A 22897-nucleotide genomic window follows, 5' to 3' on the forward strand; every position below is an offset into this window, starting at 1 on the left:
GGGGGGCCGCCGGCCGGGGGGTGCTTTCTTTAAAACAACACACCCCCCCCCCTTCCCCGCCCGGCGGGGGCGGGGGGCCCCCCCCCCCCGCCGGCCCCCCCCCCCCCCCGCGGGGCGCCCGTCCCGCGTCCCGGCCCCTGGGCGCAACCCCGTACGCTCGCCCCATGTCCCCGCACGTCCTGATCCTCGGCGGTACCGCCGAGGCCCGCGAACTGGCCGCCGAGCTCGCCGCGCACCCCGGAGTGCGCGTGACGACGTCCCTGGCGGGACGCGTCTCCCGGCCTGGCGCACTGGCGGGGGACGTGCGCGTCGGAGGCTTCGGAGGGGCGGCGGGGCTGGCGGAGTGGCTGCGGGAGAAGCACGTGGACGCCCTCGTCGACGCCACGCACCCCTTCGCCGAGACGATCACCGCGAACGCGGCGCGGGCCGCGGCGGAGACCGGCGTCCCGGCCGTGGTGCTGCGCCGCCCGGGCTGGCGGCCGGGTCCGGAGGACCGCTGGCACCAGGTCGCCTCCCTCGCCGAGGCGGCCGGCCTGCTGCCGCGCTTCGGCCCCCGGGTCTTCCTGACCACGGGACGCATGGGCCTGTCCGCCTTCGCCCATCTGACGGACCACCACTTCGTCGTCCGGTCCGTGGAGGCCCCGGAGCCGCCCATGCCGCCGCACACCGAAGTGCTGCTGGCACGCGGCCCGTTCACGGTGGCCGACGAGACCGGACTGCTGCAGGAGAATCTGATCGACGTCCTGGTCACGAAGGACAGCGGGGGAGCGGCGACGGCCGCCAAGCTGACCGCCGCACGTCGGCTGGGGCTGCCCGTCGTCGTCGTACGGAGGCCGCCGCTGCCGGACGGAGTGACCGCGGTGCCGGATGCGGCGGGCGTACTGGAGCGGCTGGGGCTCGGCTCCGCGTGATCGCCGGGCTCCTCGGCCCGCCGCCGATGATCTTCGCCACGGCCTTCTCCAGCACCCGCTGGGAGTCCGGCCCGTGTGGCGAGGCGAACCCCTCGCCCATGTCGGTGGAGCCCAGCCGCGCGCTGTCCCTGAGCTGCACCTGCTTGAGGAACAGGGCGACCACGAACCCGACGGCGGCGACCGGCACCGTCCACAGGAAGACCGTGTGGATGGTGTCGGCGTACGCCTGGATGATCGGCCCGGCGGCCGAGGAGGGCAGCACGTGCAGGCCTTCGGGGCTGGTCGCCGCCTTGGTGACGACCGCCGGGGCCAGGGCGCTCACCTTGACGGCGGCAGCGATGCCGGCTTCCAGGTTCGGCTTCAGCGAGTTGGTGTAGATCGTGCCGAAGACGGCCGTACCGAACGAACTGCCGAGCGTACGGAAGAAGGTGACGCCCGAGGTCGCGCTGCCCAGGTCGGCGTAGTCGACGGTGTTCTGCACGGCGATCGTCAGCACCTGCATGCTCAGACCGATGCCGGTGCCGAGCACGAACATGTACAGCGACTCCAGCCATACCCCGGTGCCGGGCCCCATCAGGGACATCAGAAACAGGCCGAAGCCCATGACCGTGGAGCCGACGATCGGGAAGAGCCGGTACCGGCCGGTCCTGCTCACCACGTTGCCGCTGAAGATCGACGCGATGAGCAGGCCGATCACCATCGGGAGGGTCCGTACCCCGGAGATCGTCGCCGAGTTGCCGTCGACGTACTGGAGGTAGCTCGGCAGATAGGTCATCGCGCCGAGCATCGCGAAGCCGACGACGAAGCTGAGGATCGAGCAGACCGTGAAGACCGGGTTGCCGAACAGCCGCATGGGCAGCATCGGTTGCTTCGCCCGGGTCTCCACCCAGCAGAACAGCGCGAGCGCCAGCGCACCGCCGCCGAACAGGCCGAGGACGGTGCCCGAACCCCACGCGTACTCGTTGCCGCCCCAACTCGTGGCGAGGATCAGCGAGCCGGCGCCGACCGCGACCAGGGCGATGCCCAGATAGTCGATCACCGGCCACGCCGCCGACCTCACCACCGGGATCGTACGGGCGGCGGCCGCCACGACCAGGATCGCGATGGGCACGTTGACGTAGAACGCCCAGCGCCACGACAGATGGTCGGTGAACAGCCCGCCGAGCAGCGGCCCGACGACCGTGGCCACGCCGAACACCGCGCCGATCGCGCCCTGGTACCTGCCGCGCTCCCGCAGCGGGATCACATCGGCGATCAGCGCCATCGCGGTCACCATCAGCCCGCCCGCGCCGACGCCCTGCATCGCCCGCCAGGCGATCAGCAGCGACATGTTGGTGGCCAGACCGCACAGGAACGAGCCCGTGATGAACACGATCGCCGAGACCTGGAAGACCACCTTGCGGCCGAACAGGTCGCCGAACTTGCCGACCAGCACGGTCGCCACGGTCTCCGCGAGGAGGTACGAGGTGACCACCCACGACATGTGCGTGGCGCCGCCCAGGTCCGACACGATGGTCGGCAGCGCGGTGCCCACGATCGTCTGGTCCAGGGCCGCGAGCAGCATCCCCAGCACGATCGTCACGAAGACGACATTGCGCCGGCGAGCGTCCAGCACGGGCGGTTGTCCGGCCTCGGGCGGTGCGGTTTCCTCGGTCACGGTCACGAGGTCACTGTCACACCGGTGGGTTACTCCTGCCTACCCGGCAGCACGGTCTGAGTGAGAGTCAGCTCTCCTTCGGCCCCTCGGGGTGGCGGCGCAGCAGATACGTGTCCATGATCCAGCCCTTGCGCTCCCGTGCCTCGGCCCGCAGCCGCTCGATGCGCGGACCGGCCTCGGCGATCGGTCCGGAGACCAGGATCTCGTCCGGGGTGCCCAGATAGGCGCCCCAGTAGATGTCGATGTCCTGGTCCGCGTACCGCCTGAAGGCCTGGTGCGCGTCCAGCATCACGACCACGTCGTCCACCCCGTCCGGCAGCCCCTCGGCCAGCCGCCGCCCGGTGGTGATCTGCACCGGGCGGGCCACCCGGTTCAGCCCCGTGCGATGCCGGGCCACCAGCGCCGACACACTGCTGATCCCGGGCACCACGTCGTACTCGAAGGACACCGTGCCCGCGGCCAGTACCTCCTCCAGGATCGCCAGCGTGCTGTCGTACAACGACGGGTCGCCCCACACCAGGAACGCGCCGGTCTGCTCCTCGCCCAGCTCCTCGCGGATCAGCCGCTCGTAGATGCCCGCGCGGGCGCTGCGCCAGTCACCGACGGCCGGAGAGTACGCTCCGCCGCTCGCGGCCCGGTCCCGCTCCGGATCCCGCGCCTCGACCAACCGGTAGCCGCCGTCCGGTATGTGTGTGTCCAGCATGTCCCGGCGCAGCTGGGTCAGGTCGCTCTTGACCTCGCCCTTGTCGAGGAGGAAGAACACCTCCGTGTCCCGCAGCGCCCGGACGGCCTGGAGGGTGAGCTGGTCGGGGTCGCCCGCGCCGATACCGATGACATGAATCTTTCGCACGCCCCGAGTCTGCCCCATGCCGCTGACAGCGGGTCACCCCGGTGCTACGGGGCGCCGCGCAGCCGGGGTGCCTCGGCCGCGGCCTCGATGCCCACGGCACCGTCCTCCACCCGCCCGGCCAGCTCCCGCGCCCACCCCGCGAGCCCGCAGACATCCATCCCGTACGGCCGCCGCACCCCGCTCCCGGCCGTCCACTCCTCGACCGCACCCGCGCCGCGTCGCAGCAGCCGTGCCCCGCCGGTCACGTTCCCGCGGGCCGAGTGCGTGAGCCCCACGGCGAGCTGGGCCAGCCCCCGCCACAGCGTCCGCTCGTCCTCGGGCCCCGACTTCCAGGCGTCCTCGAACACCTCGTGCGCATGGAAGGGCTTGCCGGCGTCCAACAGCGCCTGTGCCTGGGCGACCGTCTGCTCCGGGGTCCGTACGACCCCTTCCGGCTGCCGCTCGACGCCCGGCGCGCCGTACGGCAGCGGCCGCCCCAGCCCGTCCCGCGGCCGGGCGCTGCGCGCCCGCCCCTCGGCGTCCCGGTCCCGTGCGCCCGCGTCCGTGTCTCCCATACGACCGATTCTCCCGCGCTCCCGCGCCCCGCCCGCCACACCCTCTTTCGGCACGCCCGGCAACGTGGGGTAAAGTGCTGTTCGCGCGATCACGCGGTCCACCGTGAGTGAGCGCATCGGGACGTGGCGCAGCTTGGTAGCGCACTTGACTGGGGGTCAAGGGGTCGCAGGTTCAAATCCTGTCGTCCCGACTTTGCGAAGTCGTAGGTCAGGGCCGGTTTCGGAGACATCCGAAACCGGCCCTTGATCGTTCTTGGGGACCGGTGCCCTCGGCCGAGGTCGGCGGGTCCCCCTGCCGTTCGCCTGTTCAGATGTGGAGTGATTCGGCGAAGACCTCGCGTGCCGCCGTGACGAGTCTGGCCAGGTCGCCGCCGTCCGCTCGGTCTCTCCGCCAGATCAGGACCGTGTTCAGGGTCGGCTTGAAATCCGTGATCGGCAGGACCGTCGTATTCTCCATCACGTAACCGCGCATGGGATTGTCCGGATTGAGGATGGAGAAGTAGAAGGCCATCCCGCTGGAAACCAGCTCTGCGATTCCCCCGTAATCGGAATCAGTCAGTTTGATGCGTTTTCTGATGCCCCGGGCGGACATCTCGCCGTCGAGCTGGTCGAAGTAGGCGGACCTGATCTCGTGCGGTGCGACGATGAAAGCCAGGTCGCCCAGGTCCGCGAGGGCCAGCGAGTCCCGCCCGGCGAACTGGTCGGCGGGTACCACCGCCCCCAGTCGCTCGGACATGACGTGCAGTAGGCCCAGTGTCGGATCGCTGACCGGCATCCGGGCCAGCGCGAGCGCGAGCCTGCCTTCGTGCACGCCGCCGACCAGCGCCTTGGTGGTACCGGGCCAGCGCAGGAGTTCGCACCAGTCGTCGGCGCGCGCGGTGAGGTCCGATACACGTTCCCGCAGACGGGGGTGGAGTCCGGCGGGGATGCCCATGAACACCGTGGCGCGCCCCGACCGCGTCGCCTCGCGCAGTCGCCAGGGGATGGAGTTGAACTGCTCCAGTACGTCCCGTGCGAGGGGGAGCAGCGCCTCGCCCGCCGGTGTGAGCGTGACGCTGTGGGTGTCACGCTCGAACAGCCGCTTGTCCAGCTCCCGTTCCAGGTCCCTGATCCGCTGGCTCAGCGGCGAGGTGGCCATGTGCAGCCCGCGGGCCGCCGCAGAGAAGTTCAGCTCCTCGGCAACCGCGACAAAATACCGCAGATGCAACATATCCACGCCTATACGTTAACCCGATCAGCGGCCGGTCCGGAGGAGCTGTCGGCGGGCGCGGGAGTGCCGATGTGGTCGGGGCCGCCCGTCCGTCAGGCGGTCGGGGCGCCGCGCAGGGCTGTCAGAGCCGGGCCGTACATGCCCTCCTTGATGGCGCCGAGGGTGCCCACGTCCTTGCCCACCTGGGACCGGGCGATCTCCACGGCGGTCGAGAGCACCGCGTCCTCGGCCACCGCGTGGTCGACGATGCCCACGGTCTCGGCGTCCGTGCCGCCGTACCGACGGCCGGTGACCATGGCCTCGTGCGCCGTCTGCGGGGCCAGCCGGGACTGGATCAGTGCCGACATGCCGGGGGTGAAGGGGATCTTGATGTCGGACTCGGGCAGACACCAGAAGCCGCGGTCCATCCGCATCACCCGGAAGTCGTGCGCGAGGGAGAACATCGCGCCGGCGGCGAAGGTGTGTCCCTGGAGGGCGGCGACGGTGATCATCGGCAGGGCCAGGACGCGGGCGAACAGGGCGTGGACCGTGCCGACGTAGACCTCGTGCTGGGCGGCGTGGGCGGTCAGCCACTCCAGGTCCAGGCCGTTGGAGTAGAACTTGCCCGTCGCGGCGGTCACCAGCGCTCGGGGAGCGTCGGCCTTCTCCACCTCGTCCAGGGCGGCGTTGACGGACGCGAGCCAGTCGGGGTGGAAGCGGTTCTCGCCGTCTCCGAGGTCGAGCACGAAGACGGAGTCATGACGGTCGAGGGTAGGCATGTGCGCTCCTGTGGGCTGTGGGCTGTGGGCTGTGGGCTGTGGGCTGTGAGGTGTGCGGTGTGGCGGGTCGGTGGGTCGGTGGGTTCTGGTACATGTGTGGACCGGTTGCCGGACCGGACCGGACCGTGTCCGTCAGGCGCCGCTCGGCTGGGTCGCGCCCGGGATCGTACCCGCGGCACGCAGTTCGGTGATCTCCCGTGGGACGAAGCCCAGTTCGACGAGGATCTCGTCGTTGTGCTCGCCGAGGTCCGGTGCCCGTCCGGCCGCGACCTTGGGTACCCCGCGGAGGTTGACCGGGCTGTTGACGGTGTACTCCAGCCCGGTGACCCCGTGCAGAGGCACGACGATGTCGTTCGCGCGAAGCTGCGGGTCCTGCGCCGCCTCCTCCGGCGTCTGGATGAGGCTGTAGGTGATGCGCTCGCGGGCCAGCGCGTCCTTCCAGTGACTGAAGGGCCGCGAGCGGAACATCTCGTCGAGCAGGCCGCTCAGCGCGGCGGCGTTCTCCGAGCGCCCCTCGATGTCGGTGAATCGGGGGTCCTCGACCAGTTCGGGGTGGCCGACGGCGCGGGTGAGCCCCGGCCACTGCTGGCCCGAGGTGGCCAGCATGAACCACTGCCCGTCCCCGGTCCGGTAGGGGTTGGTCAGCGCGTTCACCGGAGCGCTCCTGTCGTGCAGTTCGAACGGCGTGCCCTTGGCGAGCGCCCCGGCGACGAGGGTTCCCGTCGCCCACACACCCGTGGCCAGCAGCGAGGTTCCGACGCTGGTGCCCTGTCCGGTGACCGCGCGGCGGTACAGCGCGGTCACGATCGCCCCGTAGATCGCGACCGCCGAGGTGTAGTCGCCGCTGCCCCATACGGGCACGGTCGGCGGGGCTTCGGCGTCGCGGGTGGAGGCCAGCAGGCCGCTGCGCGACCAGAAGGCGGTCAGGTCGAAGCCGGGCTGCCGGGCGTCGGGACCTGCGTCGCCGAAGCCGGTGATGTCGGCGTAGACGACCTGCGGGTTCCAGCCCGCGACCTCCTCGTAGCCGAGGTGCAGCTTCTCGCGGGTGCCGTGCGGGAAGTTGGTGATCACCACGTCGGCCCACTCGACGAGCCGCTTCAGGACTTCGACGGCGGCGGGCGACTTCAGGTCCACTACCATGCCCCGCTTGTTGCGATTGGCCAGGTGCCAGCCGTAGTTGGCCTCCGCCCGCGGGCTCGGTGGCACGAAACTCAGCCGCCGCTGCGGATCGCCCGGCCCGGGCGGCTCCAGCTTGATGACGTCGGCGCCGAAGTCGGAGAGCATGGTCGCCGCGGCCGGTCCCGCGATGTAGGTGGACGCGTCGAGGACCTTCAGACCGGTGAAGACGGATGCGGATTCGGATACGGGTACGGGTGCGTGTTCGGTGGTCATCGCCGTCAGCCCACGAACGCGCTCTGGCCGGTGATGGCCTTGCCGACGATGAGGGTCTGCATCTGGTGCGTCCCCTCGTAGGAGTAGAGGGCCTCCGCGTCGGAGAAGAACCGCGCGATGTCGTTGTCGAGGAGGATGCCGTTGCCGCCGAAGAGTTCGCGGCTCCAGGCGACGACCTCCCGCATACGGGCCGCGACGAACTCCTTGGCCAGCGCCGACTGTTCGTCACGGAAGATGCCCTGGTCCTGCAGCCGGGCGAGCTGTACCAACAGGCCCCAGGACGCGGTGATGTTGCCGACGCTCTTGACCAACAGGTCCTGCACCATCTGGAACTTGGCGATCGGCCGCCCGAACGCGACGCGCTGCTTGGCGTACTCCAGGGCGAGTTCGTAGGCACCGATCATGACGCCCAGTGCCTGCCAGGCGACCCCGCTGCGGGTCTGGCGCAGTATCTCGCCGACGTCCCGGAAGCCCTTGATGTTCTTCAGCCGGTTGGCTTCGGGAACCTTCACGTCGGTCAGGGTGATCTCGGCGTTCTGCACGATCCGCAGTGCGATCTTGCCCTCGATCTTGACCGGTTTGAAGCCCTGGGTGTCCTTCTCGACGACGAAGGCCTTGACCTTGTTGTCCTCGACGTCCCGCGCGAAGACCACGACGTAGTCGGCGAAGGTGGCGTTGCCGATCCACTTCTTGGCACCGTTGAGCGTCCAGGTGTCGCCCTCGCGCCTGGCGGTGGTGCGCATGCCGCCCGAGACGTCGGAGCCGCCGTCGGGTTCGGTCAGGGCGAACGCCCCGATCTTGTCCATGGTGGCCATGGCGGGCAGGAACCTGTCACGCTGCTCCTGGTCGCCGCCGTAGTAGATGGAGTAGAAGCCCAGCCCGTTGTGCACGCCGAAGAAGGTGGCGGACGAGGCGTCGACGCGGCCCAGTTCCATCGCCAGCATGCCGCCCAGCAGGTGGCTGATGGCGGGCAGGTGTTCGCCGTAGCCCTCGTAGCCCAGGGCGATCAGGCCGCTGTGACGGAACTTGTCGATCAGCTCCTCGGGCAGTTCGCCCTTGCCCCAGTACTCGTTCACCAGCGGCTTGACCTCGTCCCGCATGAAGGTACGGGCCTTGAGCAGGATCTTGTACTCCTCCTCGGACAGCAGCGACTCGTAGTCGTAGAAGTCCGCGACCAGACGGTCCTCGACAGGGGTCGCGGAGGTCATGGGGGTGGGGGTCTCGGCGGTCATGTCAGTTCTCCTTCTGGCCCTGGCGGACGTCCGCCAGGGCGGAAAGCACGGCGAGCTGCGCGCGGTCGCGGGCCTTGGCGAGGTCGGCATACGGGGTGGCGGCATACGCCTTCTCCACCTCCTGGATGACCCGCTCGCGGTCCTCCGGGTCCTGCGAGGGTTCGCCCAGGTCCAGCTGCTGCATGGTCGAACCGATGTGTTCGGCGATATGGCGGTAGCCGCCGGGACCGCCGCCGAGGTGTCCGCCGAGGAAGGGGCCGACGGTGGCGTAGCGGATGCCGAGCGAGTGGGTGACGACGGTGTCCAGGTCCTCGGGCGTGATGACGCCCTGCTGGACGAGGCGGACCGCCTGCCGGTTGAGCGCGTTCTGCAGCCGGTTGCCGACGAAGCCGGGGATCTCCTGGCGTTCGACGACCGGTGTGCGGCCGACGGAGGTGTAGAAGGCGACGGCGCACTGCACGGCTTCCTCGGCGGTGCGCTCGCCGGGTATCACCTCGACGAGGGGGAGCAGGTGCGGGGGGTTGAAGGGGTGCCCGATCAGGATGCGGCCGGCGTCCTCGATCTCCGTCGTGAAGACGGACGAGGGGATCGCCGACGACGAGCTGAGCAGCAGTGCGTGTCCCGGAGCCTCCCGGACCAGGCGGGCGAACAGTTCCTTCTTGAACTCGACGCGCTCGGGCCCGTTCTCCTGGACGACGTCCGCGTCGCGCACGGCCTCGGTGATGTCGGCGGCGATATGCACGCGGTCGGTGAGACCGTCGGTCTCCAGGCCCTGGGCGGCCAGGTGCGGCCCGAAGACGGCCAGCGCCTCGGCGGTCGCCTCCGCCAGGTCGGGGCGGGGGTCGCTCACGCGGACGGTCAGGCCGTGTGCGGCGAACAGTGCTGTCCAGGACAGTCCGATGGTGCCCGCTCCGATCACGGCGACGGTACGGAACTGGTGCGTCACTGCGTTTCTCCGTTCAGGTCAGGTGGTCGTGCGGACCCTGGACGGCGAGCATGCGGGAAATCGGGTTTCGGTGACCGGACCGCGTGGCTCGCCGTTCTGACACAGAACCTAGAGAAGGCCGACGGAAAACGGAATTATCAAGATGGGAAAGGGGGTGTGACCGTACTAGTCACACCGAATTCCGGATTCGCCGCCGATGGCCTGTCGGAGGTGTTCCCGAAAGCTTTTTTAGGAAATTCGCGCCGCGAATTCCATTCCCGGGATCGAAATCGACGCAAGGCGTCATGATGGCGTGCGGGATCGGCCTGTGTTCGTTCCTCGGGCATTCGGGTCTGCGGCTGCGCCTGCCTAATTCGGCGTCGTCACCGAGGCGGTTCCGTTCCGGACTGTTCGCTCACCATGTACCGCGCGTACCAGTCCGGCCACTCCGGGTCCTCCGTGCCGGTGCGGGCCTCGTGCTCGCCGTGCGCCGCGGCCGCCCGGCGCAGGGCTTCCGCCAGGTCCCCGGCCGATGCGAACGAGGTGCTCGCGGGGTCCAGTCGCCCCGGCAGCCTGGAGGTGACCTCCTGCAGCAGCCAGCCGTTGCCGTCCGGGTCACCGAAGGACAGGAACGACCCGTAGCTGCCGCGCTTCGGGTCCGGACCGGACACCCGGGCGTCGGTGCCCGCATGGTGGAAGACGCCACCCGCGTCGTGGAACACCTCGCTCGGGTCGGCGCCGTTCCGCGTCAGTTCGTCGCGGGCGGCCTCGATGTCGGTGACGACCAGGTGCAGGCCCTGAGCCGAGCCGGGGGCCTGGTCGGTGACCGATGTACCGAAGATGACCGACGCCGGGGAACCCGGTGGTGTCACCTGTACCACCCGGAAGTCGCCGTCGGAGGCGGCGATGTCCGCGTCGAGCCGCCAACCCAGCTTCGTGTAGAAGCCCTTGGCCCGGTCCACGTCCGACACCGGCACCACGACCACTTCGAGTTTCATGTCCATTGCTCGCGTCTTTCGTCCCGGAGGGAATGAGGGGGATGGCGGATGACGGTGAGGGGCGGATCCGGGCACTGGCCGTCAATGCGCGACGAGTTGCTGACCGCCGTCGATGTCGTAGGTGGCGCCGGTCAGAGCGTCGTTGGCCATGATGTGCAGGGCGAGGGCGGCGACGTCCGTCGCAGTGACCACCCGTCCGATGGGCAGCTTCTTCCTCAACTCCTCGCGCCGTGCTTCCAGTCGGTCCCCGAGGAGAGCGGCCGACAGCGGTGTGTCGACGAACCCGGCCGCGATGAGGTTGACCCGGACCGGGGCGACCTCCAGAGCCAGGTCGGCGGTCAGCGCCGGCAGCGCCGCGGTGAGGGCACCCGCCACCGCCATGCCGGGCGCGGGCCGCCGGCCGCCGGTGCCGCCGATGAACAACAGCGTTCCCCCCGCCCTGACCTTGCGGCGGCCCGCCCGCGCCACCGCCAGCATCATCGCGATGCGCCCGCCGAAGTCCCGGGCGGCGTCGGTCAGGTCGAGTTCGTCCAGCGGGGTGTACGTCGGGCTGCCCGCCGTGACCAGCACATGATCGACCTGGCCCGGCAGTTCTCCGAGGAAGCGCTCCAGCCGACCGGTGTCGAAGGCGTCGAACACGGCCGTGCTCCGCGGGTTCAGTTCGTCCGCGGCCCGCTTGAGACGATCGGCGTCGCGTGCCACGAGCACCACCTCGCCGCCGTCCGCCCGCACCTGCCGCGCGGTCTCCAGACCCATCCCCGCGCTGCCTCCCACCACCACGACCGTCTGCCCGGCCAGGGCGCCCCGCGTCGTGGCGGTTCCTGTCTCCGTCCCGCTCACGGAAGGTCACCACCGTCCGGATCGTGGACCCCGCCGCTTCCTTCGCCCGGGACCACAACCTGCCGTCCTCCAAGGAGGAAGCCGTTGTACGGGGCGACGCCCGGAAGGGCTGTTTCTTCGGAGGCGCAGCCCGACGCCCGCCGGGGCGCCCGCCGCCGAGCCCTCGACCGCCGACCGCCGACTCCGAAACCTCAGTCTGTCACTCACCAGGTCGAACAGCATCCCGACGCCCACGGGTGCGGACCGGCGAGGACCGGTCCGCCAGGTTGCCGCTCGCTCACCGACGGAGGACGTTCAGAAGAAGAGCCAGGCGGTCACCAGGTCGTAGCGCGCCGACGCAGCCGTCGTATGCGCAGTGTCTGTCCTCATGCGTTCCCGGTGGACGGGGGAGCGTTGTAGGCCTCGACCCGGACCTGTGGCCGCGAGACCGCCACATCGGCGGGCCAGGAGGCGGTGACGGTCCGGGACTCCCCGGGCAGCAGCCACAGGTAGTTGTCGCCGTAGAGCGTGGGCAGCACGCGGTGTCCCGTGCAGGCGTCGAGGAGGGACACACGGACCATCGCCGCGACGGCCGGGCCCCGGTTCGTCACCCGTGCGGTCACCTCGTGGCGGGCGGTGCCGGTGATGTCGACGGAGATCCGGGTCCGCTGCATGCGGTTCAGCGCCTGCATGGCCCCGGGAGCGCGACCGCGCCAGTACGTGTTCTCCGAGAGCGGCGTGCCGTGTACGTCCGTGAGGCGCAGTCGCAGCAGGTGGAGGTCCGGCAGGCCGTCCAGGCCGGGTGCGGTGAACGCCGTGGCGCGCGACGAGGGCGCTATGTCGACGGGCGCGCGCTGTTCGGGGGTGACCGGGCCGCCGGACAGGTCGTAACAGCGGGCCGTCACGGTCGCGCCGCCGATCGCTCTCCTCGTGTGGTTGACGGCGATCACCCGGCCGTCGACGGGACCGGCCTGCACATGCACCGGCTCGGCGGCCTTGCGGGCGCCGTAGTAGGCGCCGTTGACGTCGAAGTCGTAGTCGTAGGTCTGCCACACCGTGCTGTACCAGGCAGGGTGCGACATCCACAGCATCAGGCCGCTCGCGTCGTCCCACAGGCGGGCGTTCCAGGCCTCGAACATGGCGCGGATGTTCTCGTAGTTGACGAACTGCGCCTTGCGGCAGAAGTCGTCCAGGTCCGTCGCCACGCCCAGCCGCGCCTCCACGGCCGCCCGGTAGTTCTGCGGTGCCTGGTTCCCCCTGGTGCTCCAGTCGTGGTGGTACCAGGCGTCGCCGATGGGCCACTCGGGCTCGTCGCCGACCAGGCGGCGCATCGTCTCGGCGGTGGGGACGACCGGCATACCGATCTCCGTGTGGAAGCCGAAGCTCCCGCTGCCGTAGGTCGACGGCGCGGAGTAGCGCTCCGGCTCGATCCAGCCGTAGGGGCCGCCGCCGGAGACGATCCCGGCCGCCGAGTTGTTCTGGTAGAGGACACCGGGCGCCTCCGCCCGGACCGCGGCTCGCATGCCGTCGTCGATCGCGCCGGGCGGATTGCCCTCGTTGGCGCCGCACCACACGACCACACTCGGGTGGATCCGGTAGCGGCGCACCGTGTCCCGGGCCAGATCGAGGAAGGACCGGTGGTCCGGCGGGTCCATGCCCCAGGCGTTGGGGAAGTCGTTCCACACGAGCAGTCCGTGTTCGTCGCAACTGGCGTAGAACTCCTCGCGGTTGCTGCAGCCCACCCAGTTGCGGACCATGGTGAAGTTCATGTCGCGGTGCATCCGTACGGCCGTGTCCGTACGCGTCGCGGGCATCCGCCGCAGCAGCTCGTCCCAGCCCCAGTTGCCGCCGCGGCAGAACACCCGGACGCCGTTGACGCTGATCTTCAGTGGCACGGTGGAGTTGTCGACCGTCTTCACGTCGGTCCAGTCGCTGCCGTCGTCGGAGACCTGGACGGTGTACGTCCGCGCGTATGCCGTCTCCCAGGTGATGACGACCCGGTCGAACGGTACTTCGGACCCCAGGTCGACCTCGATCCACTGGTCGTCCTGGTAGGCGGACGACCAACGGGTGCCCGGGTCACCGTCGGTGGCGTTGCCCGGTCCGCGTGAGGAGTCGTCGAAGGAGGACGCGGTGGCCGTCCGGTGCAGGGCCAGATCGGTGTCCGGTGCCGAACTGTCCAGCACCGCAAGGCTCCACATCGACGCGCCCCAACCGGTGGCCCGCGTGCGGCACAGGACACGCACGTGACGTGCCGTCCGCCGGGCGAAGTCCACGGTCTGCGGGCATGCGTTGCCGCCCGGCGGGAAGGCCAGCGGTGTCTCGTACTCGTAGCCGAACCGGCGTATCCCGAAGCGGGTCGTGCGCCGGTCGCTCTCCGCACCCGCCACGGAGGCGGTGAGGGTCAGGTGGTGCAGGGCCGCCTCGCCGTAGCCGTTGGGCCACCACAACTCGGGATTGAGCAGGCGCAGTTGCGGGTGATCGGCGGGGGAGAGGACCACCTCGGTGCTCTCGCCCCCGGGCACGGTGACCGTCCGCGTCACGCGTACGTCCCCGAAGGAGGCGGTGACGGTGATACGTCCGGTGGCGGTGCCGGCGTTGCGCACCGGGATCACAAGAGTCAGCTCGGCCGTGCCGGTGTCGGGCAGGTCGGGCAGTTCGGTGTCCACCCGGGGGTCGCCGAGCACCGCCGCCCCGGTCGAGCGCAGCCGGACGTGGTTCCAGATGCCGGCCGCCCGGTCCCGTACCGCCGGCATCCAGTCCCAGCCCGAAGCGGCCAGGTACGTGGGCGAGTTGCGGTTCATCATGTTCGCGCCCGTGTCCACGAAGGCCAGCCCGGCCGGGCCCTTGTCGCCGGGGCTGCCCGGGAACGGCATGGGGGAGATCTTCACCGCCAGGGCCTGTTCGGAGCCGTCGGCGAGCAGGTTCGTCACGTCGAAGGCGGCGCGGGCGAACGGGAAGGCCAGGTCACCGACCCGGCTGCCGTTGAGCCAGACCTCGGCCTTGTGGTTGATCCCGTCGAACTCCAGCCAGACATGTCGGCCGGCGCCGGTGCGCAGCCCCTCGGGGAGCCGGAACTCGCGCCGGTACCACCAGGAGTGGCGTGACAGGGCCTCCGGGATCCGGAGGTTGTGGAGGCCGGACACCGGGTCGGGCAGCTTCCCCTGGTCCACCAGGGAGGTCAGCACGGTGCCCGGCACGGTGGCCGGCAGCCAACGGCCGGTGTTCACAGCGGGCTTGGACAGGGTAGCGCCGTCACCGTCCGCCCAGTCGTCAAGGGTCAGGTCCCAGCCCGACTCCAGTGGGACGGTGCCGTCCGCCGCGCTACGCAGGGGCTCGGGGGTGCGAGGATGCCGGCCCCAGTCCGTCCAGCCGGTGGCCTCGGGGCGGGGTGCCCGGCAAGTGCCGTACACCTGGAGGCCGTTGAGGCCCAGCGGGTTGGTGTTGGAGCGTCTGTGCACCGTCATGCGGACCCAGCGTGCGGTGACCGGCTCGGGCAGGGCGATCTCCATGACGCCGCCGGTGCCGGAGTCGGTGCGGTACACCGGGGTCCAGGACGTGTTGTCGGGCGATGTCTCCACGACGAAGGCGACCGCGCAACTCGACAGGATCTCCTGCCCTGTCGTGTCGTTCCGTGGACTGCCGTCCGGTGACTCGGTGAACGGCGGGTCGTCGACGGTCGCCTCGAAGACGAGCCGCAGCGACTCGACCCGGCACAGTGCCTGGAGGTCGACGGAGATCCACTGCGGGTCGCCGGCCGCGGCCCGCCAGCCGGTACCCCGGACGCCGACCGTGTCGAGACCGTCGACGGCGAACTCCGCGGGCGTGGGCGCGTAGTCGGTGGAGGACACCGACACCGGCCGGTGGGCGGCGAGTTCGCCCCGGGCGGCCCCCTGTCGTGGCTGTCCGGATTCCGCCGTGGCGGCGACGGCGAACGGGCCCGTGCCGAGCCCGAATCCGGCCAGCAGGGTGGATCCGGCGGAGAGAACGGCACGGCGGGACGGCGGAGTTGACTGATCCGACATGGACAAGGGCTCCGATCAGGGGAGTTCGAGCCGGGAACCAGGCCTGTGACAACGTTGCCATCGCTGCTGACAACGTTGCCGAACACTGCCTCCGAGAGGTGGACCTGTCAAGAGTCTGTGCACGGCCCCGCTCTGCTTCTATTAAATTAGTAATTATTCTTGACACGGTTTCGGCCTCGGGCCACAGTCATCGCCGTGACGTCGTAGGCCGCTCACCACAGAGCGGCCCGCGTCTCGATCTCCTGCTTCCCAATCCCCGGGAGACGTACGTGACTCTGCACCCGCCCGCTCACACCCCCCTGCACCACCGGTTCACCCGGCCCGCCCTCGCGGCCGCGATCGCGGTGGTCCTGGCCGCCACCGTGACCCCCGACGCCGTCGCGCAGACGGCCGTCGACCAGGGCGCGCCCGACTACTACGACAGCGGTCTCGCGCCCACGCCCTACATGGGCTGGAACACCTACTACGGCCTCGGCGCGCCCACCGAGAAGGAGGTCCGTTCCGTCGCCGACAAGCTGGTCAGCAGCGGTCTGCGCGACGCCGGCTACGACATCGTGTGGCTGGACGGCGGCTGGCAGGCCGACAACCCCCGTGACGCCCAGGGGCGGTTGACGGCCAATCCGGAGCGCTTCCCCTCCGGCATCCCGGCGCTCGTGTCCTATCTGCACAAGCGAGGGCTGCGGGCCGGCATCTACACCGACGGTGGCACCTACGACGGCGGCAAGAGCTGCGGCCTCGGCAGCCGTGGGTACTACGACCAGGACGCACGGCAGTTCGCGAACTGGAAGATCGACGCCATCAAGGTCGACTTCCTCTGCGGGATCGGCGCGAAGCTCGATCCGGGGCCCGCGTTCGCGGAGTTCAGCGACGCGGTCGCCAAGTCCGGCCGCAGGATGCTGCTCAACCTCTGCAACCCGCTCACCGACGACTGGGGCCTGCCGCACACCCCCGAGCAGGACGCCCACAACACCTACGTCTACGGCCCGGCGATCGCGGACTCCTGGCGCACCGGCACCGACATCGCCTGGGGCACCCCGAGCCCCGGCGAGTGGCCGAACATCCTGCGCAACATGGACGCCAACGCCTGGCACCCCGAGGCGCAGGGTCCCGGCCACTACAACGACCCCGACTACCTCATCCCCATGCGGAAGATGACCGACGGGACGTACGAGCTCACGCAGGAGGAGTCCACCACCCAGTTCGTGATGTGGGCCGAGATGGGCTCCCCGCTGATGCTGGGGTCCGACCCGCGGACGCTGTCCGACCCGATGCTCGCCACGCTCCGCAACCCCGAGATCATCGCCGTCGACCAGGACCCCCTCGCCGTCCAGGGGGTACGGGTGGCGACCGACTCCGTCGGCGACGTCTACAGCAAGGTCCTCCAGGGGCACGGCCGGCGCGCGGTCGTCCTGCTCAACCGCTCCGACCGACCGGCCGAGCGCACCGTGCAGTTCGCCGACACCGGCCTCGGCGGCCCGGTACGGGTCCGTGACCTGCGGGCGCGTGCCGACCGGGGCACGCACACCGGGTCGTACACCGTGGAGGTCCCGGCGCACGGCACCGCGTTCCTGAAGCTGACCGGCGCCGACGCCCTACCGGGGACGGACCTGGGCGTGACCGCGACGGCGAGCCCCGCCGTGACGAGCGACGGCTCCGCCTTCTTCCGGGGGCCGCACGGCTCGCTCGTCGAGAGGACCGGCGGCAGGACGAAGGACCTCGGCGGTCCCGCGTACGGCGGGATCCTCGGCCAGCCCGCCGCCTACGCCTCCGCCGGCGGCCGGATCGACGTCTTCGTGCGCGGCGCCGACTCGCGGGCCTACCGGCGGGTCCACGCCGACGGCCGCTGGGGTCAATGGCAGTCTCTGGGCGGCGAGTTGACCGACGCCCCGGCCGTGGCCTTCACCGACCCCGCCCACTGGACGCTGTTCGCGCGCGGCGCCGACGGCACGGTCGTGCAGCGCGGTCCGGCGACCGGCTGGTCCTCGCTGGGCGCACCCGGTGACCGGACGACGTACGGCCGCCCGTCCGTGGTCGCCGACGCGCAGGGGCGCGTCCATGTCGCCGTACGCACCGCCGCCGACGACGTGTGGACCCGGATGCGGGACACGTCGGGGGAGTGGTCGGCATGGACGTCGGTCGGCGGGACCGTCAGCGGCAGCCCGACGCTGGTCGCCGCCGGGGACGCGGTGCTGCTCTATGTGCGCGCCGCCGACTACACGCTCTGGCAGCAGCGGTACGCCGACGGCGCCTGGCAGGGCTGGAGCAAGCGGCAGGAGTTCCCGAGCGCCGCGTTCGACGGATCGCTCGGCGCGGTCGCCGGCCCGGACGGAGCCGTCGACGCGGTGTTCCGCGGAGTCGACGGCCATGTGTACCGGACCCAATTCAAGTGAACGAGGAATCCATCATGGCCAACCTTCAGCCCAGCCGACGCCGGTTCCTCGCCGGGCTCGGTGCCGCCGGGACGGCGGCGATGCTCAGCGGCTGTGTCACCTCAACCTCCACCGGCAAGACCTCCTCGACGGGCCCGGTGACCCTCCAGTCCAACCTGTCCGCCCCGCAGGCCAAGACCGCGATGGAGGACCTGGTCGCGGCCTACGGCAAGAAGGGGTCCGGCAAGGCCAGCCTCAACACGGTCGCCGCCGAGACCTTCCGCACCCAGCTGCCGACCTACCTCACCTCGGCCAACCCGCCGGACGTGCTCACCTGGTACCCCGGCTCGGTCGCGGACGCCTACGCGAAGAAGAACCTGCTGCTCGACCTCGACGAGGTGTGGAGCTCCTCGCCCGACCTCAAGAAGTACAGCAAGGCGCTGAACTCGCTCTGCACCTCCAGCGCCGGCAAGAAGGTCTTCGTGCCCGCCACCTACTACTGGTGGGGCATGTTCTACCGGAAGTCCAACTTCGCCAAGTGGGGCATCACCGAACTCCCCGAGAGCTGGGACGACTTCGTCGCCCTGTGCGACAAGCTCAAGAGCAAGGGCGTCGCCCCGATCGGGCTCGGCGCCGGCGGCAACACCCCCTGGGTGGCGTCGGCCTGGTTCGACTACCTCGACATCCGGATCAACGGCGCCCAGTACCACCGCGAACTCCTCGCCGGGAAGCACCGGTTCGACGACCCCGAGGTGCGCAAGGTCTTCGACCGCTGGCAGGAGGTGCTGCCGTACTTCGACCCGAACGGTGTGGCCATCCCCTTCCAGGACGCCACCACCGCCCTACTCAACGGCAAGACCGGCATGATGCTCATCGGCACCTTCTTCGCCGACGCGGCCCCCAAGAGCGCCCTGGACGACATCGACTTCTTCCGCTTCCCGGTCATCGACTCCAAGGTGCCGCTCGCCGAAGAGGCCCCGGTGGACGGCTACTTCGCCAGTGCCCGCACCGGCCGCAGCAAGCAGGTCCACGACCTGATGAGCTACCTCGCCACCGCCGAGGCCCAGGAGATCTACATCAAGGGCTCCTCCGGCACCGTCCTGCCCTGCAACCCGGACGCCAAGGACGCCGGCACTGCGCTCGTGAAGAAGGGCCGCGCACACGTGGCCTCGGCCGCCGAGATCACCCAGTTCTTCAACCGCGACTCCAGCGACGCCCTCCAGCCCACCGCGGACACCGCGCTGACCAAGTTCCTGGCCAAGCCCAAGCAGGTCGGCAGCATCCTCACCGACTGGCAGCGCGATGCCCAGAAGATCTGGAACGCCTGACGTGGCCGTGCTGACCGCCCCCGACCGGAAGAAGTCCCCGGTCCGCCTGCCCGTGAGCGGCAGGCGGGCCCGGGGGCCCCGGCGCACCCCGCCGCTCGTCCTCGCCTTCGTCCTGGTCCCGCTCCTCGCCGAGGCCGTGTGGGTGTTCTGGCCCGCGCTCCAGGGCTTCTACCTCGCCCTCACCAAGTGGGACGGCGTCTCCCCGCCGCAGTTCATCGGGTTCGGCAACTTCCGGGAGATGGCCCACGACGCCGTCTTCCGCAGCGCGCTCGGGCACACCGTGCTCTGGCTGGTCCTCTTCGGCGGCCTGTCCGCCGTGCTGGGCCTGGCCGCCGCGCTGCTGCTCCAGCAGGAGCGGCGCGGCGTCGGCTTCTACCGGGCCGCGCTGTTCCTGCCGGTCGTCTTCTCGCTGGTCGCCACCGCCCTCGTCTGGCAGGCGATCTACCAGCCCGACGGCGTCCTTAACCGGCTGTTGCAGGGCGTCGGCCTCGGCAGCCTCCAGCACGCCTGGCTCGCCGACCAGGACACCGCCCTGTACGCGGTGATCGTGCCCGCGCTGTGGCGCCAGATCGGCTATGTCATGGTCCTGTACCTGGCCGGCCTCAAGGGCATCGATCCCGCGCTCCACGAGGCCGCCAAGGTCGACGGCGCGAGCGCCCTGCAGCGCTTCCGGCACGTCACCCTGCCCCAACTGCGCAGTGTCAACGCGGTCGTTCTGTCCGTCATCATCATCGACTCGCTGCGCTCCTTCGACGTCGTCTGGTCGCTGACCCGCGGCGGCCCCTACCACTCGTCCGAGCTGCTGAGCACCTACATGTACTCGACCGCCTTCCAGTCCCTGCGCCTCGGCTACGGCTCCGCCCTGGCCGTCGTCATCTTCGTGCTGGCCTTCGGGGTCATCGCCTCCTACCTCGTCCGTGCGTTCCGGGAGGCCGACTGATGTCCGCCGACTCCACGGCCCTGCGCCGCAGGCGGGCCGCGACCGCCGGATTCCACCTGGGCGCGGGCGCGCTGGCCGCCCTGTGGCTGCTGCCCATCGCGCTGGTCCTGGTGACCAGCCTGCGCACCTTCGACGACATTGCCGTTCATGGCCTGGGCAGTTGGCCGCACTCCGTCACGCTGTCCAACTTCGGCCAGGCCTGGACCGACGGCGGCCAGCAACAGGCCATGATCAACAGCCTGCTCGTCACCGTCCCCTGCGTCCTGGTGACCCTCGCCCTCGCCGCCATGGCCGCGTTCGCCCTCAGCCGCTACGAACTCCCCTTCCGGCGCGCCTTGTTGCTGCTCATGCTCGGCGGCAACCTGCTCCCGCCGCAGATCCTGCTCATCCCGGTGTCCAAGCTCAGCGAGGTGATGGGCGTCTACGACAGCCTGCCCGCGCTCATCGGGGTCCAGGTCGGCTTCGGCGTCGGCTTCTACGTCTTCGTCCTGCACGGGTTCATGCGGTCCATCCCGGTCGAGATCCAGCAGGCGGCCGTCGTCGACGGCGCCGGGCCGTGGCAGATCTTCTGGCGGATCATCCTCCCGCTGACCCGCCCCGCCCTGGCCGCCCTCAGCGCCCTGTCCTTCACCTGGATCTTCAACGACCTGCTCTGGGCGATCACCGTCCTGCGCAGCGACTCCAAGATGCCGATCACGGCCGCCCTCATCGGGCTCCAGGGCCAGTATGTGTCGGACTGGAACGTGATCGCCGCCGGGTCGGTCATCGCCGCCGCGCCCACGGTCGCCGTGTTCCTCCGCTTCCAACGGCACTTCGTGGCCGGACTCAACCTCGGGGCGGTCAAGTGACCCACCAGCGCTGGACCTTGCGGACGGCGAACACGAGCTACACCGTCCGGCTCTCCCCGGACGGCCCCTGGGCCGAGCTCGACGCCTGGGGACCGCTCGGCGCCGAGGACGGGCCGTCCGCCCTGGACTGGTCCCACCGCACCCACTTCATCACCCCCGCCGACGCGGCTCCGGCCGAGTATCTGCCCTACGGGCTGCGGCCGTTCACCGGTTCCGAGGTGGTGGCCTCACGCCCGGACGGCGACGAGCGCGGCATGTGGTGGGAGTTCGAGAGCGCCGAAGCATCCGAAGGGACCCTGCGCCTCGCCTTCACCGACGCGGTGATCGGCCTGCGGACGGTCCTCTGCTACGAGACCGTGCCGGGCGCCGACGTGATCCTGCGCTGGACCGAGTTCACCGCGGCCGAAGAAGTCCGCCTGGAGCGGCTCGACTCGGCCGCCGTGAACATCCCGGTCGCCGGCCCGGCCCGGCTGACGTACCTCACCGGCCAGTGGTCGCAGGAGTTCCAGCACACCCGGATCGACCTGTCCAGAGGAACGTTCGGCATCGGCAGCCTCCAGGGCGCTCCCGGGCATGCGTACGCGCCCTGGCTGGCCGTCCAGGACGGGGACGCCCCGGCCGCGTACGGTGTCTGTCTCGAATGGCCGGGCAACTGGCACATCACGGCGGAGGCCGAGCCGGGCGGCGCCGTGCGCGTCCGCGCCGGACGGGTCCCGCACGAGGGCCTCGTCCTGCTGGCCCCCGGCGAGACCCTGGCGACGCCCCGCCTCGCCTGCGCCTTCAGCCCGGACGGGCTCGACGGCCTGTCCCGGGTCTGGCACCGCTACGAGCGTCACCTCGCCGGCGACCGGCTGCACCGTCCTCGCAAGGTCCTCTACAACTCCTGGGAGGCCACCGGCTTCGACGTGGACGCGGCGGGTCAGCTGGAGCTGGCCAAGGCGGCCGCGGACATCGGCGCCGAGCTGTTCGTCGTGGACGACGGCTGGTTCACCGGCCGCGCCGACGACACCGGAGGACTGGGCGACTGGTATCCGGACCCGGCGGCCTTCCCGCAGGGCTTCGGTCAATTCGTGGAGGACGTACGGGCGTTGGGGATGGACTTCGGCCTGTGGGTGGAACCGGAGGCGGTCAGCCCCGGCAGCCGGCTGCACACCGAACACCCCGAGTGGGTCTACCGCGTCGACGGCCGCCCGGCCCGCCTCGTCCGCAACCAGCTGCTCCTCGACCTCGGCCGGACCGACGTCCAGGACTTCGTCATCGGCACCCTCGACCGGCTGCTCACCGACTACGCGATCGGCTATCTGAAGTGGGACATGAACCGGCCGCCCACCGAGCGCGGCCGCCCCGGCGCAGGGCCCGTCGACCTGGACGCCGAGCACGTCGCCGGATACCTGCGCGTCCTCGACCACCTGCGCACCGCCCACCCCGGCGTCACGGTCGAGGGCTGCGCCGGCGGCGGCGGGCGCGTCGACCTCGCGACCATCGCCCGCACCGACGTCGTCTGGCCCAGCGACAACACCGCGCCCCTGGACCGGCTGCGCATCCAGCACGGCTTCCTGCACGCCCACGCGCCCCATGTGATGAGCTCCTGGGTCACCGACGCCCCCGGCATCTTCGACCCACGGCAGCGCAGCCTCGCCTTCCGTTTCGTCAACGCCATGTGCGGGGTCCTCGGCATCGGCGCCGACCTGCGCGCCTGGACGCCGGAGCAGCGGGCCGAGGCCGCCCGCTGGACCGCCCGCTACAAGGAGGTCCGGGACGTCGTCCACCATGGCGAGGCACGGCTGCTCGGCACACCGGACGACACCACCTGCGGTGTGCAGTACGACGCCGGGGACCGCACGGTCGTCGCCGCGCTCAGCACCGGCCGCCTGGACGGGGCGCCCCTGCTGCCCGGCCGCCCCGACCGGCTGCGGCTGCGCGGCCTGGCCCCGGCGGCGCGCTACCGGGACACGGCGACCGGAACGTCGTACAGCGGAGCCCATCTGCTGCACTACGGCCTGCCGTTCGCCTGGAGCGCAGCGCACGACGCGGACCTGGTGGTGCTGACCCGCCTGTAGGCCGCATATGTTTCCAGCAGC

16 protein-coding genes, 1 tRNA gene and 1 pseudogene are annotated in these 22897 nt (G+C 70.7%); 7 read left to right on the forward strand and 11 right to left on the reverse strand.

Features of this window, described 5'->3' with window-relative positions:
* Window positions 1-164 precede the first annotated feature (164 nt).
* Window positions 165-833 (forward strand): annotated as a pseudogene (locus ACIRR9_RS53055) (cobalt-precorrin-6A reductase); the annotation flags it as partial.
* Here the strand turns inward: ACIRR9_RS53055 and ACIRR9_RS53060 are convergent.
* The 3 genes from ACIRR9_RS53060 to ACIRR9_RS53070 form a co-directional block, all read right to left on the reverse strand.
* On the reverse strand, window positions 748-2574 hold the full coding sequence (locus ACIRR9_RS53060) for an MDR family MFS transporter (RefSeq protein WP_403768372.1): 1827 nt from the start codon (window positions 2572-2574) through the stop codon (window positions 748-750). The pseudogene ACIRR9_RS53055 and the gene ACIRR9_RS53060 sit on opposite strands and share 86 nt — an antisense overlap.
* A 61-nt stretch (window positions 2575-2635) precedes the next feature.
* The gene (gene cobF, locus ACIRR9_RS53065; protein ID WP_403768375.1) at window positions 2636-3418 is read right to left on the reverse strand and encodes a precorrin-6A synthase (deacetylating); all 783 of its coding nucleotides are present in this window, start codon (window positions 3416-3418) and stop codon (window positions 2636-2638) included.
* Between the two features lie 44 nt (window positions 3419-3462).
* Window positions 3463-3972 (reverse strand): DUF309 domain-containing protein, encoded by a 510-nt coding sequence (locus ACIRR9_RS53070; protein ID WP_403768378.1) that lies wholly within the window; start codon window positions 3970-3972, stop codon window positions 3463-3465.
* Window positions 3973-4089: 117 nt separating this feature from the next.
* Between ACIRR9_RS53070 and ACIRR9_RS53075 the strand changes: the two genes are divergently transcribed.
* Window positions 4090-4163, forward strand: a tRNA-Pro gene (locus ACIRR9_RS53075).
* Between the two features lie 116 nt (window positions 4164-4279).
* On the opposite strand, the gene ACIRR9_RS53080 is transcribed toward ACIRR9_RS53075, so the two are convergent.
* From ACIRR9_RS53080 to ACIRR9_RS53115, 8 genes are all read right to left on the reverse strand, one after another.
* On the reverse strand, window positions 4280-5182 hold the full coding sequence (locus ACIRR9_RS53080; RefSeq protein WP_403768444.1) for a LysR family transcriptional regulator: 903 nt from the start codon (window positions 5180-5182) through the stop codon (window positions 4280-4282).
* A 92-nt stretch (window positions 5183-5274) separates the two neighbouring features.
* A complete protein-coding gene (locus ACIRR9_RS53085; RefSeq protein ID WP_403768381.1) occupies window positions 5275-5940 on the reverse strand; it encodes an enoyl-CoA hydratase-related protein in 666 nt (221 codons plus the stop codon).
* Window positions 5941-6072: 132 nt separating this feature from the next.
* The gene (locus ACIRR9_RS53090; protein WP_403768384.1) at window positions 6073-7332 is read right to left on the reverse strand and encodes a CaiB/BaiF CoA transferase family protein; all 1260 of its coding nucleotides are present in this window, start codon (window positions 7330-7332) and stop codon (window positions 6073-6075) included.
* Window positions 7333-7337: 5 nt separating this feature from the next.
* Window positions 7338-8564, reverse strand: coding sequence for an acyl-CoA dehydrogenase family protein (locus tag ACIRR9_RS53095; RefSeq protein ID WP_403768387.1), 1227 nt, complete (start codon window positions 8562-8564; stop codon window positions 7338-7340).
* Window position 8565: 1 nt separating this feature from the next.
* Window positions 8566-9510 carry a 3-hydroxyacyl-CoA dehydrogenase NAD-binding domain-containing protein gene (locus ACIRR9_RS53100; protein WP_403768389.1) on the reverse strand — a complete coding sequence of 315 codons (945 nt, stop codon included), beginning with the start codon at window positions 9508-9510 and terminating at the stop codon, window positions 8566-8568.
* Between the two features lie 362 nt (window positions 9511-9872).
* Window positions 9873-10487, reverse strand: a complete 615-nt coding sequence (locus ACIRR9_RS53105; protein ID WP_403768392.1) for a VOC family protein — start codon at window positions 10485-10487, stop codon at window positions 9873-9875.
* 81 nt (window positions 10488-10568) lie between these two features.
* Window positions 10569-11327: an SDR family oxidoreductase gene (locus ACIRR9_RS53110; protein ID WP_403768395.1), complete on the reverse strand. Its 759-nt coding sequence runs from the start codon at window positions 11325-11327 to the stop codon at window positions 10569-10571.
* Window positions 11328-11692: 365 nt separating this feature from the next.
* Window positions 11693-15331, reverse strand: a complete 3639-nt coding sequence (locus ACIRR9_RS53115) for a discoidin domain-containing protein (RefSeq protein WP_403768398.1) — start codon at window positions 15329-15331, stop codon at window positions 11693-11695.
* Window positions 15332-15600: 269 nt separating this feature from the next.
* Between ACIRR9_RS53115 and ACIRR9_RS53120 the strand changes: the two genes are divergently transcribed.
* From ACIRR9_RS53120 to ACIRR9_RS53140, 5 genes are read left to right on the forward strand one after another with little or no spacing between them, the layout of a single operon-like run.
* A complete protein-coding gene (locus ACIRR9_RS53120) occupies window positions 15601-17721 on the forward strand; it encodes a glycoside hydrolase family 27 protein (protein WP_403768401.1) in 2121 nt (706 codons plus the stop codon).
* Between the two features lie 14 nt (window positions 17722-17735).
* Window positions 17736-19028 (forward strand): ABC transporter substrate-binding protein, encoded by a 1293-nt coding sequence (locus ACIRR9_RS53125; RefSeq protein WP_403768404.1) that lies wholly within the window; start codon window positions 17736-17738, stop codon window positions 19026-19028.
* A gap of 1 nt (window position 19029) precedes the next feature.
* On the forward strand, window positions 19030-19968 hold the full coding sequence (locus ACIRR9_RS53130; RefSeq protein ID WP_403768407.1) for a carbohydrate ABC transporter permease: 939 nt from the start codon (window positions 19030-19032) through the stop codon (window positions 19966-19968).
* Window positions 19968-20816: a carbohydrate ABC transporter permease gene (locus ACIRR9_RS53135; RefSeq protein WP_403768410.1), complete on the forward strand. Its 849-nt coding sequence runs from the start codon at window positions 19968-19970 to the stop codon at window positions 20814-20816. Before ACIRR9_RS53130 ends, ACIRR9_RS53135 begins: the two co-directional genes overlap by 1 nt.
* Complete coding sequence (locus ACIRR9_RS53140) at window positions 20813-22876, forward strand: alpha-galactosidase (protein WP_403768413.1); 2064 nt, start codon at window positions 20813-20815, stop codon at window positions 22874-22876. The genes ACIRR9_RS53135 and ACIRR9_RS53140 overlap by 4 nt, the downstream gene beginning before the upstream one ends.
* Window positions 22877-22897: the final 21 nt, after the last annotated feature.

This window comes from Streptomyces sp. NPDC101234, assembly GCF_044767525.1.
GTDB classification, from domain to species: Bacteria; Actinomycetota; Actinomycetes; order Streptomycetales; family Streptomycetaceae; genus Streptomyces; species Streptomyces sasae.

Coding starts and splice junctions, on each gene's coding strand:
- ACIRR9_RS53070 (WP_403768378.1), bottom strand. CDS start 3,972: ATGGGAGACACGGACGCGGGCGCACGGGACCGGGACGCCGAGGGGCGG.
- ACIRR9_RS53080 (WP_403768444.1), bottom strand. CDS start 5,182: ATGTTGCATCTGCGGTATTTTGTCGCGGTTGCCGAGGAGCTGAACTTC.
- ACIRR9_RS53085 (WP_403768381.1), bottom strand. CDS start 5,940: ATGCCTACCCTCGACCGTCATGACTCCGTCTTCGTGCTCGACCTCGGA.
- ACIRR9_RS53090 (WP_403768384.1), bottom strand. CDS start 7,332: ATGACCACCGAACACGCACCCGTACCCGTATCCGAATCCGCATCCGTC.
- ACIRR9_RS53095 (WP_403768387.1), bottom strand. CDS start 8,564: ATGACCGCCGAGACCCCCACCCCCATGACCTCCGCGACCCCTGTCGAG.
- ACIRR9_RS53105 (WP_403768392.1), bottom strand. CDS start 10,487: ATGAAACTCGAAGTGGTCGTGGTGCCGGTGTCGGACGTGGACCGGGCC.
- ACIRR9_RS53115 (WP_403768398.1), bottom strand. CDS start 15,331: ATGTCGGATCAGTCAACTCCGCCGTCCCGCCGTGCCGTTCTCTCCGCC.
- ACIRR9_RS53125 (WP_403768404.1), top strand. CDS start 17,736: ATGGCCAACCTTCAGCCCAGCCGACGCCGGTTCCTCGCCGGGCTCGGT.
- ACIRR9_RS53135 (WP_403768410.1), top strand. CDS start 19,968: ATGTCCGCCGACTCCACGGCCCTGCGCCGCAGGCGGGCCGCGACCGCC.